Annotated in this window: 9 protein-coding genes, 15 tRNA genes, 1 rRNA gene and 1 riboswitch; of the genes, 23 read left to right on the top strand and 2 right to left on the bottom strand. The window is 43.5% G+C overall.

The features are described 5' to 3' along the window. Positions 1-221 precede the first annotated feature (221 nt). The 22 genes from rrf (at position 222) to AWH49_RS00505 (ending at position 9,234) form a co-directional block, all read left to right on the top strand. Positions 222-337 (top strand): 5S ribosomal RNA (gene rrf, locus AWH49_RS00610). Between the two features lie 131 nt (positions 338-468). Continuing rightward, positions 469-543 (top strand) — tRNA-Asn (locus tag AWH49_RS00605). A 4-nt stretch (positions 544-547) separates the two neighbouring features. Beyond that, positions 548-639, top strand: a tRNA-Ser gene (locus AWH49_RS00600). Between the two features lie 31 nt (positions 640-670). Beyond that, positions 671-745 (top strand) — tRNA-Glu (locus AWH49_RS00595). 3 nt (positions 746-748) lie between these two features. Then, positions 749-824 (top strand) — tRNA-Val (locus tag AWH49_RS00590). 17 nt (positions 825-841) lie between these two features. Then, positions 842-915 (top strand) — tRNA-Met (locus AWH49_RS00585). Positions 916-920: 5 nt separating this feature from the next. Further along, positions 921-997: transfer RNA gene (locus AWH49_RS00580), tRNA-Asp, on the top strand. A 22-nt stretch (positions 998-1,019) separates the two neighbouring features. Continuing rightward, positions 1,020-1,092: transfer RNA gene (locus AWH49_RS00575), tRNA-Phe, on the top strand. A 7-nt stretch (positions 1,093-1,099) separates the two neighbouring features. Next, positions 1,100-1,175: transfer RNA gene (locus tag AWH49_RS00570), tRNA-Thr, on the top strand. Between the two features lie 22 nt (positions 1,176-1,197). Further along, positions 1,198-1,281 (top strand) — tRNA-Tyr (locus tag AWH49_RS00565). 5 nt (positions 1,282-1,286) lie between these two features. Next, positions 1,287-1,360 (top strand) — tRNA-Trp (locus tag AWH49_RS00560). A 20-nt stretch (positions 1,361-1,380) separates the two neighbouring features. Next, positions 1,381-1,456 (top strand) — tRNA-His (locus AWH49_RS00555). A gap of 15 nt (positions 1,457-1,471) precedes the next feature. Further along, a tRNA-Gln gene (locus AWH49_RS00550) sits at positions 1,472-1,546 on the top strand. Between the two features lie 9 nt (positions 1,547-1,555). Continuing rightward, positions 1,556-1,630: transfer RNA gene (locus tag AWH49_RS00545), tRNA-Gly, on the top strand. Between the two features lie 13 nt (positions 1,631-1,643). Continuing rightward, positions 1,644-1,717: transfer RNA gene (locus tag AWH49_RS00540), tRNA-Cys, on the top strand. Positions 1,718-1,726: 9 nt separating this feature from the next. Further along, positions 1,727-1,810 (top strand) — tRNA-Leu (locus tag AWH49_RS00535). 135 nt (positions 1,811-1,945) lie between these two features. Continuing rightward, positions 1,946-2,662 (top strand): metallophosphoesterase family protein, encoded by a 717-nt coding sequence (locus AWH49_RS00530; RefSeq protein WP_063964313.1) that lies wholly within the window; start codon positions 1,946-1,948, stop codon positions 2,660-2,662. A 115-nt stretch (positions 2,663-2,777) separates the two neighbouring features. Further along, a riboswitch (TPP riboswitch) is annotated at positions 2,778-2,892 on the top strand. Between the two features lie 120 nt (positions 2,893-3,012). Beyond that, complete coding sequence (gene thiC / locus AWH49_RS00525) at positions 3,013-4,764, top strand: phosphomethylpyrimidine synthase ThiC (protein ID WP_018391707.1); 1,752 nt, start codon at positions 3,013-3,015, stop codon at positions 4,762-4,764. 87 nt (positions 4,765-4,851) lie between these two features. Continuing rightward, the gene (locus tag AWH49_RS00520; protein ID WP_063964312.1) at positions 4,852-5,355 is read left to right on the top strand and encodes a DinB family protein; all 504 of its coding nucleotides are present in this window, start codon (positions 4,852-4,854) and stop codon (positions 5,353-5,355) included. A 47-nt stretch (positions 5,356-5,402) separates the two neighbouring features. Then, the gene (gene queG / locus AWH49_RS00515; RefSeq protein WP_063964311.1) at positions 5,403-6,539 is read left to right on the top strand and encodes a tRNA epoxyqueuosine(34) reductase QueG; all 1,137 of its coding nucleotides are present in this window, start codon (positions 5,403-5,405) and stop codon (positions 6,537-6,539) included. A gap of 27 nt (positions 6,540-6,566) precedes the next feature. Beyond that, a complete protein-coding gene (gene trmL / locus AWH49_RS00510) occupies positions 6,567-7,040 on the top strand; it encodes a tRNA (uridine(34)/cytosine(34)/5-carboxymethylaminomethyluridine(34)-2'-O)-methyltransferase TrmL (protein WP_063964310.1) in 474 nt (157 codons plus the stop codon). Positions 7,041-7,350: 310 nt separating this feature from the next. After that, positions 7,351-9,234 carry a PrkA family serine protein kinase gene (locus AWH49_RS00505; protein ID WP_063964309.1) on the top strand — a complete coding sequence of 628 codons (1,884 nt, stop codon included), beginning with the start codon at positions 7,351-7,353 and terminating at the stop codon, positions 9,232-9,234. Positions 9,235-9,263: 29 nt separating this feature from the next. Here the strand turns inward: AWH49_RS00505 and AWH49_RS20245 are convergent, their stop codons facing one another. After that, positions 9,264-9,437, bottom strand: coding sequence for a hypothetical protein (locus tag AWH49_RS20245; RefSeq protein ID WP_018391713.1), 174 nt, complete (start codon positions 9,435-9,437; stop codon positions 9,264-9,266). A gap of 73 nt (positions 9,438-9,510) precedes the next feature. Here AWH49_RS20245 and yhbH point away from each other — a divergent pair, with 73 nt between their 5' ends. Beyond that, a complete protein-coding gene (gene yhbH, locus AWH49_RS00500; RefSeq protein ID WP_018391714.1) occupies positions 9,511-10,641 on the top strand; it encodes a sporulation protein YhbH in 1,131 nt (376 codons plus the stop codon). Between the two features lie 77 nt (positions 10,642-10,718). Here yhbH and AWH49_RS00495 read toward each other — a convergent pair whose 3' ends face one another. Next, on the bottom strand, positions 10,719-12,020 hold the full coding sequence (locus AWH49_RS00495) for an NCS2 family permease (RefSeq protein WP_034289937.1): 1,302 nt from the start codon (positions 12,018-12,020) through the stop codon (positions 10,719-10,721). Positions 12,021-12,181 lie beyond the last annotated feature (161 nt).

The raw sequence follows: 12,181 nt of genomic DNA, 5'->3' as shown, positions 1-12,181 counted from the left end.
AAGTGTGGCGACACATAGATCTGACGAATACTAATCGATCGAGGACTTAACCAATAACGAAAAGTGCCAGCTGGCCCATTTGGGATGGCTGGGGCTTGACAACACGAAACAATAATTGGTGTTATACGTATCATACGAATCCCTGATATCCAGTTTTAAAAGAACAAAAAAGTTCTTGTCAAACGCATTTATTATGTTATAATAATAGATGTCTTAAACAGTCAGGTGGCATTAGCGAAGAGGTCACACCCGTTCCCATCCCGAACACGGCAGTTAAGCTCTTCAGCGCCGATGGTAGTTGGGGGTTTCCCCCTGTGAGAGCAGGACGCCGCCTGGCAGTTAAAAAAAAGTAAAAGTGATCGATTAATAAACCTAGCAGGCATAAGACAGATCGCTGGAGTGACTTTTGATCACATAGGTGTGATGGCTTATAGCTTGGAGTTTGGTCACTGTTGCTGGACAAATTATTCCGCAGTAGCTCAGTGGTAGAGCAATCGGCTGTTAACCGATCGGTCGCAAGTTCGAGTCTTGCCTGCGGAGCCATTTTGGAGAGCTGTCCGAGAGGTCGAAGGAGCACGATTGGAAATCGTGTAGGCGGTTACCACTGTCTCAAGGGTTCGAATCCCTTGCTCTCCGCCAGAATACTCTCATTATACATAGATAAAAGATTGGCCCCTTGGTCAAGCGGTTAAGACACCGCCCTTTCACGGCGGTAACACGGGTTCGAATCCCGTAGGGGTCACCATTTGGAGGATTAGCTCAGCTGGGAGAGCATCTGCCTTACAAGCAGAGGGTCGGCGGTTCGATCCCGTCATCCTCCACCATATAATGCTTTAATCATCGCGGGGTGGAGCAGCCCGGTAGCTCGTCGGGCTCATAACCCGAAGGTCGCAGGTTCAAATCCTGCCCCCGCAATCGTTGGTCCGGTAGTTCAGTTGGTTAGAATGCCTGCCTGTCACGCAGGAGGTCGCGGGTTCGAGTCCCGTCCGGACCGCCATATTTATTACATATTTTCGTTTGGCTCAGTAGCTCAGTCGGTAGAGCAAAGGACTGAAAATCCTTGTGTCGGCGGTTCGATTCCGTCCTGAGCCATTATGTAGCCGGTGTAGCTCAACTGGTAGAGCAACTGACTTGTAATCAGTAGGTTGGGGGTTCAAGTCCTCTTGCCGGCACCACTGTTTTTTTACAGTGTATAATGGAGGGGTAGCGAAGTGGCTAAACGCGGCGGACTGTAAATCCGCTCCTTCGGGTTCGGCAGTTCGAATCTGCCCCCCTCCACCATCTAAAGGGGCATAGTTTAACGGTAGAACAGAGGTCTCCAAAACCTCCAGTGTGGGTTCGATTCCTACTGCCCCTGCCAATTAATTGAACAATATAATGGCGGTCGTGGCGAAGTGGTTAACGCATCGGATTGTGGCTCCGACACTCGGGGGTTCGATTCCCCTCGATCGCCCCATGTTTTAATTTTTATTGGGCTATAGCCAAGCGGTAAGGCAACGGACTTTGACTCCGTCACGCGCTGGTTCGAATCCAGCTAGCCCAGCCATTTTATTATGCGGAAGTAGTTCAGTGGTAGAACATCACCTTGCCAAGGTGGGGGTCGCGAGTTCGAACCTCGTCTTCCGCTCCATATATTATTTTAAGGCGGCATAGCCAAGCGGTAAGGCCAAGGTCTGCAAAACCTTTATCACCGGTTCGATTCCGGTTGCCGCCTCCATAAAGTATTGCCGGTGTGGCGGAATTGGCAGACGCGCTGGACTCAAAATCCTGTGATCGCAAGATCGTGCCGGTTCGACCCCGGCCACCGGTATAAAAGAACGTTTTAAGACGTCAAAGAAGAGAGTTTCTACTTTATGTAGGAGCTCTTTTCTTTATGCGGTTTCACTAACTGATAAAAAACATGTTAACATGGAAGAACTACATAGCATGAAAGGGTGTTTTATAAATGAAGATGGCCTTTATTTCTGATATTCATGGCAATGCTGTTGCACTTGAAGCTGTTTTGAAAGATATTGAAAAAAAACAGGTAGATACGATTTATGTTCTAGGAGACATTTGTTATCGTGGCCCAGAACCGAAACGATCTTTGCAGCTAGTGCAGTCATTAAATGTGAATGTGATTAAAGGAAACGCAGACGAGTGGGTTGTGCGAGGTGTAAAAAAGGGTGAAGTGCCGGATCAGTCATTGGAGATGATGAATAAAGAGAGAGAGTGGATTGTATCGAAATTAAATAAAGAAGATATTGATTATTTAAATGAACTTCCAACAGAACTTCATTTTGAAGAAGCAGGACTTACGATTAATGCTTTTCATGCGACACCGGATAGTTTGTTTGACGTTGTTCTTCCAGTTGAATCGGATGATACGATCAAAACAAAGTTAATGACATCGACAGAATCGGATATTTATGTGTATGCCCACATTCACAAGCCGTATATACGTTATATTAATGGGAAAGTCATCATTAATATTGGAAGTGTTGGGCTGCCATTTGATGGTGTGAAAAAATCTTCTTACGCAATTGTTGACATTGAAGATAAGTGCGTGAGCACATCGATTGAACGGGTAGAATTTGATTTAGAAAAAGTAATAAGACAGTATGAAGAGTTAGACTATCCAAATCAAAACATGGCAAATGTTATTCGCAATGCCCATATATAATATGAAGACGTTAGCATTTATTTTTTTGAAAAATAAGTCATTAAAGATCATTAAAAGAAAAATATAACTTTACAGACTATTTTGTCTATGGTAAGGTTGTGTACAGTTTCATATTGATATCTGCTGGGGGTGTCCGTTAGCCGGACTGAGAGAAGAGCGCGAATAAGGCTCTTTGACCCTTCGAACCTGATCTGGTTGATACCAGCGTAGGGAAGTAGGGAGAGACGGCTTATGCGTCGTTTACAACACTATTTCACGGGTTCTTTTATCTATTAAAAGAACCCGTTTTTATTTTGTTTGCATTGTGTGTCTTCCAGATCCGGTTCAGCAATAATGAGGGGGAAATAGAAATGAATCGACTGGAAAGTGAAAAAATTGAGCTTCAATCGCAGTTCCCGGCAAGTGAAAAAGTATATGTGGAAGGTACGCGTTCAGATGTGCGTGTGCCGTTTCGGAAAATTGAGCTAAGTGATACTGCGACAGATGCAGGTACATTTAAAAATGAACCGATTACTGTATATGATACAAGCGGGCCGTATACAGAAAAGGGATTTGTTGTGGATGTACACAAAGGTCTGCCACGTAAGAGAGAGCGTTGGGTGGAAGAACGGAATGATACAGAAACGTATATAGGCCGCACGGTAAAACCGGAAGATAACGGAGCGAAAGAGGCAGCGTCGATGTTTCAACCGGACTTTGACCACATTCCGCGACGTGCATTGCCTGGTAAAAATGTAACACAAATGCATTATGCGAAAAATGGTGTGATCACACCGGAAATGGAATACATTGCGATTCGTGAAAATATGGACCCGGAAGTCGTTCGAGAAGAAGTGGCATCAGGACGGGCTATTATTCCAGCGAATATAAATCATCCAGAAAATGAGCCGATGATCATCGGCAGCCATTTTCATGTGAAAGTGAATGCGAATATCGGGAACTCAGCTGTCAGCTCATCGATTGAAGAAGAGGTAGAAAAAATGACGTGGGCGACGCATTGGGGAGCGGACACCATCATGGATTTATCAACCGGGAAAAATATTCATGCGACGCGCGAGTTTATTATTCGCAACTCGCCGGTGCCAGTTGGAACAGTACCGATTTATCAGGCACTTGAAAAAGTAAACGGAGTAGCTGAAAATTTAACGTGGGACGTGTACCGTGATACATTAATTGAACAGGCTGAGCAAGGTGTTGACTACTTTACCATTCACGCCGGTGTACTGCTTCGTTACATTCCATTGACGATTAAACGAACAACGGGTATTGTTTCGCGCGGAGGTTCCATTTTAGCACAGTGGTGTCTTGCCCATCATACGGAAAATTTTCTTTACACGCATTTTGAAGAGATATGTGAGATTTTAAAAGCGTACGATATTTCGGTTTCACTCGGCGATGGTCTTCGTCCGGGATCGATTGCTGATGCGAACGATGAAGCACAATTTGCGGAGCTTGAAACACTTGGTGAATTAACAAAAATTGCCTGGAAGCATGATGTCCAGGTTATGATTGAAGGACCTGGTCATGTGCCGCTCCATAAAATCAAAGAAAATATTGATAAAGAAATCGAGATTTGTCAAGGTGCTCCGTTTTACACACTCGGTCCATTGACAACGGATATTGCACCGGGTTACGATCACATTACATCGGCGATCGGTGCGGCGATGATTGCGATGCATGGGACGGCGATGCTTTGCTATGTGACGCCAAAAGAGCATCTTGGACTGCCCGATAAAGAAGACGTTCGAGAAGGCGTTATTGCTTATAAAATTGCGGCTCATGCGGCTGATCTTGCTAAAGGTCACCCGGGTGCGCAAAAACGCGATGATGCATTGTCCAAAGCACGCTTTGAATTTAGATGGCATGACCAGTTTAATTTATCGCTCGATCCAGACCGGGCGCGTGAATACCACGATGAAACACTACCGGCAGAAGGCGCAAAAACAGCTCATTTTTGCTCTATGTGCGGACCGAAATTTTGCTCGATGCGCATTTCACATGATCTTCGCAAACAAGCGGCAGAAGACGAAGATTTTATGGAAATCGGCATGAAACAAAAATCAGAAGAATTTATCGAGACAGGAAGTAAAATTTACAGCTGACACACATTAGTCGACTTTTCTTTCGAATTGTGAAATAATTTTATGTACCCCTATGAGGGATTTTCACTGATTCTGGAGGAAGACAATATGCTTTCTAAAGATATAAAGCAAAATGAACAGTACCGAAATGAAGTACTAGAAGCAGTGGACGGGCTAACAGACGATAAGTTAAATAAACGCCCTGACAGCGATAGCTGGACGATTATGCAAGTGCTTGATCATTTATATTTAATGGAGCAGGGGATTACAAAAGCGATTGCATCGGAGCTGAAAAATCCGGGCAGCGAAAAAGTTGATCCACAGCCAATTGAAAAAACAACCGATCGCTCCAATAAAAAAGTCGCACCTGATTTTGCGACCCCCATGTATGAGTATCGGACGCTTCAGCAAATGAAAGATCGTCTATATATTTCACGCGATCAGCTCATACGGCTTCTTGATCAGACTGATGAAGACCAACTTGAACAAAAATCATATCCGCATCCGTCATTTGGACCAATGCGGCTCAGTCAGTGGGTGCCATTTATCGGCCTTCATGAAAAGCGTCACCTACAGCAAATTGAGGAAATAAAAGAACGTTTAAACAAGTAAGCGGACTGCGTTCCGTTTGCTTGTTTTTTCTGTGAAGAGGTGAAGAAATGTATCGGCAATTAAAAAAGGAACTGATCAACTACAGCAAAGAAATCGGCATTGATAAAATCGGATTTGCGGCGGCCGATCCATTTCTGGAGTTGAAGCAAAAATTGATCAATCAGCAAGAGCTTGGCTACGCTTCTGGTTTTGAAGAAAAAGACATTGAAAAGCGTGTGAATCCAGCGCTTTTGATTGATCAGCCGCGATCCATTATCGCTATTGCACTTGCTTATCCATCGAGGCTTGAGAATGCGCCGAAAGGAAAAAAAGGCGAGCGGCGCGGTTTATTTTGCCGGGCGTCGTGGGGCGAAGACTATCATTCGATACTTCGACGAAAACTTGCCATGCTTGAATCGTTTTTATTAGAGCGTCTGCCAGATGTCCAATTTCGTTCGATGGTCGATACGGGTGAATTATCGGATCGGGCGGTAGCAGAGCGTGCAGGTATTGGCTGGAGTGCAAAAAATTGTGCGATCATTACGCCAGAGTTTGGTTCGTACGTATATCTTGGTGAAATGTTGACGAACGTGCCATTTGAGCCTGATACGCCGATGGAGAATCAGTGTGGAAGCTGTACGAAATGCATTGATGCATGCCCAACAAGTGCACTCGTACAAGGCGGCCAGTTGAATTCACAGCGCTGCATTGCCTATTTAACACAAACGAAAGACTCCCTGCCGGAGCAGTTTCGCAAACATCTAGGTAACCGTTTATACGGCTGTGATACGTGTCAGACGGTCTGCCCGGAAAACAAGGGAAAGCATGTACTGATTCATGAGGAAATGACACCTAAGCTGGAACAGGTAAAACCGCTTCTAGAGCCGATATTATCTATTAGCAACAAAGAATTTAAAGAGCGATTCGGTCAGATGTCCGGTTCGTGGCGAGGGAAAAAGCCGATTCAGCGTAATGCGATCATTGCACTTGCCCACTTTAAAGAAGAATCATCACTCGGAGCGCTTATTCATGTGCTTGAAGAAGATCCACGCCCTGTTTTGCGGGGAACAGCGGCATATGCAATCGGGCAAATTGGCGGTGTGGAAGCAGAACGGGCTTTGAAGGAGGCGCTTAGCCGGGAAAAGGACGAAGAAGTCCTTTTTGAAATGGAAAAAGCACTTCAAAAGCTGCGTTCCATGCTATAATGAGTGTTTGAAAAGAGGTGATGATTAATGACTGTTCATGTTGTGCTGTATCAGCCAGAAATTCCGGCAAATACGGGAAATATTGCACGAACGTGTGCTGCGACCGGTACACAGCTTCATTTAATTCGACCGCTTGGCTTTTCGACGGATGATAAAATGTTAAAGCGGGCTGGTCTTGATTACTGGGAGTATGTTCATATTACCTATTATGATTCGCTCGATGATTTTTTTAGGAAAAATAAGGATGGCAATATGTTTTATTTATCGAAGTTCGGCACGCAGGATCATGCGAGTTTTGATTATAGTGATCCGGAGCAGGACTATTATTTTATGTTTGGAAAAGAGACGACTGGCCTGCCGAAAGATCTGATTCAAGCCAATATTGATCGTTGCCTGCGCATTCCGATGAACGATCATGTGCGTTCACTCAATTTGTCGAATACGGCAGCGATTCTTGTGTATGAGGCACTCCGTCAGCAAAAGTTCCCAGGCTTACATTAAAAAGGCTGCACCGATTCATTCGGTACAGCCTTTTTATTATTATTTAGTACCTGGTTTGTCATCATAACCTGATGTAAAAATGGCCCATAAAAATGCCACACAAACAACAAGAACACCTAATAGTCTCATGGATTCATACTCCTTCCTTCAACGTGAAAGTACAGATCTGTTTTCATTATAGCGGATATGGGCGGCATTGTGAACGCTTCTTTTTTTCAAAATCGTGACGTTTGTTTTTTCATAAATGAAGATACGATTGCATAAAATCCGTTAAATACGCCCATTATGAGCGGAGCGGAGGGAGCTATTAATGTCAATACTAGAAAAAATTCAATTATGTCGTGCTGAAGAAGAAAAGCTACGCTGGGAAGGGACGTTTCGCGAGTATTTGGAGTTAGTCAAAAAGCATCCGCATATTGCCATGCCGGCCCATGCACGTATATATGAAATGATTCGGTCTGCCGGCGTTGAAGGTGGTCAATATTCCTTTTTTAGCGATGAACTGTTTGGACTGGATGAAGCAATTAAACGGCTTATAGAAGAATATTTTCATCCAGCAGCGAAGAAGCTCGATGTACGGAAAAGGATTTTATTGTTAATGGGACCGGTTGGAGGCGGGAAGTCAACGATTGTGTCGAAGATTAAAAGAGGAATGGAACAATTTACGAGAACGGATGCGGGCGCTGTATATGCGATTAAACAGTGCCAGATGGCAGAAGACCCGCTTCATTTAATTCCACGAGAGCTGCGTGATGACTTTTTTGACGAGTATGGAATACGTATTGAAGGATCACTGTCACCGCTAAATGCTTATCGGCTTGAGCATGAATTTGGCGGACGTATTGAAGATGTGCCTGTAGAGCGTATTTTTTTCTCGGAAGACAAACGCCGAGGGATCGGAACATTCAGTCCGTCTGATCCGAAGTCACAGGATATTGCCGATTTAACCGGCAGCATTGATTTTTCGACGATTGCTGAATTTGGATCAGAGTCAGATCCGCGTGCTTACCGGTTTGATGGAGAATTAAATATTGCGAATAGAGGATTGATGGAGTTTCAGGAAATGCTGAAGTGCGACGAGAAGTTTTTATGGCACTTGCTGTCGCTCACACAGGAAGGGAATTTTAAAGCAGGCCGATTTGCACTTATTTCAGCCGATGAAATGATTATTGCGCATACGAATGAAACGGAATACCGGTCATTCATTGCCGATAAAAAGAATGAAGCACTCCATTCACGGATGATTGTTATGCCAGTTCCATACAATTTAAAGGTGACGGAAGAAGAGAAAATTTATGAGAAAATGGTGCATGAAAGCGAAGCGACAGACGTTCATTTTGCTCCACATACGTTTAGAACAGCTGCGATGTTTACTATTTTAACGCGTTTGAAAGAATCAAGCCGTGCGAATATTGATTTAGTGATGAAAATGAAGCTGTATGATGGAGCTGCTGTGGAAGGATTGACTGGTTTAGATGCGGCAGAGTTAAAAAAAGAGCATTCTGATGAAGGAATGGACGGCATTGATCCACGCTACGTTATGAATCGGATTTCCGCGGCGATTATTAAAAAAGAAACAAATTCGATCAATGCGCTTGATGTACTGCGCTCATTGAAAGATGGACTTGATAGTCATCCGTCTATTTCAAAAGACGTAAGGGATAAATATTTGCAGTTCATTTCAGAAGCGCGTAAGCAGTATGATGAAACAGCAAAAAAAGAAGTGCAAAAAGCATTCGTATATTCGTATGAAGAATCTGCGCGGGCCATGATGGATAATTATCTTGATAATGTGGAAGCGTATTGTAACAAAACAAAGCTTGATGATCCGTTGACTGGAGAGGAAATGACCCCAGATGAGCGGTTAATGCGTTCGATTGAAGAACAAATCGGTATTTCGGAAAACGCGAAAAAATCATTCCGTGAAGAAATGCTCATTCGGATTTCAGCTTACGCTCGAAAAGGGAAAAAATTTGATTACCGCGAGCATGACAGACTTCGTGAAGCGATCCAGAAAAAGCTGTTTTCTGATTTGAAAGATGTTGTAAAGATTACGACATCATCGGTTGCACCAGATGAACAGCATATGAAAAAGATGAATGACGTAACCGCGCGGCTTATTGATGAATGCGGCTATAATTCCGTTTCAGCAAATGAACTGCTTCGTTACGTTGGTGGTTTGTTGAATCGATAATAAAAAACCCCGGTTAACTGCTAACCGGGTTATTGTTTTCCATCTGTTTGTTTATCATACTGAACAGGATCGGGCTGGCGATCATGCTGTTTTAATTCATCATTTGTGCGCTGGCGCTCCATTTGACGTCCAAGTTGTTCCATATCTTCAAAATTAGTGACCATAGAATTGACAGGCTCGACTTCACGCTCTTTAAAATTCATGATAAGTCACCTCATATTTCATTTTCTGTAAGTTTACCCGTCGTTTGAAAAATTAAAACGGGAGGCTAAGTAATTGGAGAAATTTTATCATCTAACTGAAGAAGACTGGTCGCTTCATCGTAAAGGGTTTGACGATCAAGAACGGCATCGTCAAAAAGTGAAAGAAGCTATTCAAAAAAATATGGCCGATATGGTAACAGAAGAGCAAATTATTATGTCGGATGGCAAGCGAGTTGTGAAACTGCCGATCCGTTCACTTCAAGAATATAGAATTCGGTATGCGGAAGAAAAAAGCAGTCATGCAGGACAGGGAAAAGGAGATGTTGGGGATCAGATTGCCCGAGCTGGGGGAGAGCCGGCACCCGGACAAGGGAAAAAAGCAGGGAATATGCGTGGTGAAGACTATTACGAAGCAGACGTCAGCCTTGCTGAAATTGAAGAAGCGTTGTTTTCAGAAATGGAACTGCCGCGTTTAATTGAAAAAGAAAAATCGACGTCATTCATTACGGACTGGAAAATAAATGATATCCGCAAAACAGGCGTGACCGCACGTATTGATAAGAAAAAAACATTGATGGCCTCCTTTAAGCGCAATTCATTATCGGGCACACAATCTTTTTTTCCGGTGCTGCCAGAAGACAGGCGATTTCGCTCGTTTACGGAAGAAAAAACACCGCAGTCAAAAGCTGTTATTTTTGCGATGATGGATACGAGCGGCAGTATGGGGCCATTTGAAAAATACATTGCCCGTAGTTTTTTCTTTTGGATGACACGGTTCTTGAGAAAAAAATATATGGCCGTTGATATTGTGTTTATTGCGCATCATACAGAAGCTAAGATTGTAGAAGAAAATGATTTTTTTTCAAAAGGAGAAAGTGGAGGTACGATCTGTTCATCTGCTTATTCACTTGTGCTCGATCTAATAGAGAAAACGTACTCACCGGATCGCTACAACATTTACCCATTTCATTTTTCTGATGGTGATAACTTAGCATCGGATAATTCACAGTGCGTGAAGCTTCTGGAGACATTATTGCCGCATTGTCGGCTATTTGGTTACGGTGAAGTGAATCAATACAACCGGACGACACCGCTTATGTCAGCTTTTCGAAAAGTACAGAATCCGCTGTTTCGTTCATATGTGATCAAAAAGCGTGAGGAAGTATACCCAGCATTAACGTATTTTTTCACACCTGAAAAGTAAAGAACGTTTTAATCCATTTCAGAGCAGACAAAAAAAAGACCTCTTCAAAACCAATATCTCGGCTTTGAAGAGGTCTTTTAATGGGGCAAAAAGGCAAGTTGATAAAAGAACAATACAGCAAAAATATAAAGGAGCGGGTGAACGTCCTTATAGCGCCCGCACGCTATTTTCACGAGTGGGTATGATACGAATCCGAGTGCAATACCAGTTGCGATACTTGAGGTGAGCGGCATGCTTAAAATGATGAGAAAGGCTGGGAATGCTTCATCGAGTTCATTCCAGTTAATTTTCGCAACGTTTCCCATCATGAGGCAGCCAACGATAATGAGTGACGGTGCGGTAATCGCTGAGATACCGGATACGGACGCGACGAGCGGTCCGAAAAAAGCGGCTAGAATAAATAAAACAGCGACAGTGACAGACGTTAAACCAGTTCGTCCACCGGCTGCGACACCGGTAGATGATTCAATATACGCACTTGTTGGACTAGTACCGACCATTGCGCCTACAGACGTCGCAACTGAATCGGCTAAGAGTGCTTGTCGTGCACGTGGCATTGTATTGCCTTTCATTAATCCCGCTTGCTGGGCAACGCCAATCATTGTACCGGTCGTGTCAAAAATAGTCACCATCAAAAAAGAGAAGACAACAGCATACAAACTGTACTGAATAACATCGCCAAACGCTGTAATCGGATTCGCAGCGAGAAGTCCTTCCGGCAAAGACGGCGCTTCGATAAAGCCATTTTCGAACGAAAGCTGTCCGGTGAAAAAAGCAACGAGGCCAGTCACGATCATGCCGATAAATAAAGCACCGTTGACGCGGCGTACGAGTAAGACAAGCGTTATGGCTAATCCAAACAGCGCAAGAAGTGCCGACGGACTGTGCAGATCACCGAGCTTGACTAGATTGTTCGCATCACTAGCAATAATACCGGTTAATCGCAATCCGATAAAGGCAATGAAAAGACCAATTCCGGCTGAAATACCGTGCTTTAAATTTTCCGGAATCGCTTCAATTAGTTTTTGCCGGAGTGGCGTTAGAGACAAAATGACAAACAATAATCCAGAAATAAAGACAGCTGAAAAAGCCGTTTCATACGTAATCCCGCCGTGCGAACCGACAACCGAGTAGGCGAAATAAGCATTCATTCCCATCCCAGGGGCAATGGCGATTGGGTAATTAGCAAACAACCCCATCCAGAGCGTCCCGACAACGGCAGCGATAATGGTTGCCGTAAATACTTGCTCAAACGGAACACCGGCATCCTGCAAAATGAGCGGATTGACGACTACGATGTATACCATTGTTAAAAACGTTGTCAAACCGGCTAATAATTCCGTTTTCACTGTTGTTCCATGTTCAGTTAATTTAAACAGGATCAAACACCTCCAAAATAAGAACTTTTAAAAATCCATGTTAATACTATTCTTTTTAAACAGTCGATGCAAGTGATGAATCAGGAAATGTTAAACAGATCCTTCCAATTTTATCAGAACAAATTTAAGAAAAATAAAATTTTTTTGAGCAAAAGATTTAT

It is taken from the genome of Domibacillus aminovorans (genome assembly GCF_001643235.1).
GTDB classification, from domain to species: Bacteria; Bacillota; Bacilli; order Bacillales; family Domibacillaceae; genus Domibacillus; species Domibacillus aminovorans.
The sequence above is the reverse complement of the archived record's forward strand: the minus strand, read 5'-3'. Positions and strand labels throughout refer to the sequence as shown.

Excerpts from the sequence above, each read along its gene's own strand:
- AWH49_RS00530 (WP_063964313.1), top strand. The coding sequence starts at position 1,946 with ATGAAGATGGCCTTTATTTCTGATATTCATGGCAATGCTGTTGCACTT.
- thiC (WP_018391707.1), top strand. The coding sequence starts at position 3,013 with ATGAATCGACTGGAAAGTGAAAAAATTGAGCTTCAATCGCAGTTCCCG.
- AWH49_RS00520 (WP_063964312.1), top strand. The coding sequence starts at position 4,852 with ATGCTTTCTAAAGATATAAAGCAAAATGAACAGTACCGAAATGAAGTA.
- queG (WP_063964311.1), top strand. The coding sequence starts at position 5,403 with ATGTATCGGCAATTAAAAAAGGAACTGATCAACTACAGCAAAGAAATC.
- trmL (WP_063964310.1), top strand. The coding sequence starts at position 6,567 with ATGACTGTTCATGTTGTGCTGTATCAGCCAGAAATTCCGGCAAATACG.
- AWH49_RS00505 (WP_063964309.1), top strand. The coding sequence starts at position 7,351 with ATGTCAATACTAGAAAAAATTCAATTATGTCGTGCTGAAGAAGAAAAG.
- AWH49_RS20245 (WP_018391713.1), bottom strand. The coding sequence starts at position 9,437 with ATGAATTTTAAAGAGCGTGAAGTCGAGCCTGTCAATTCTATGGTCACT.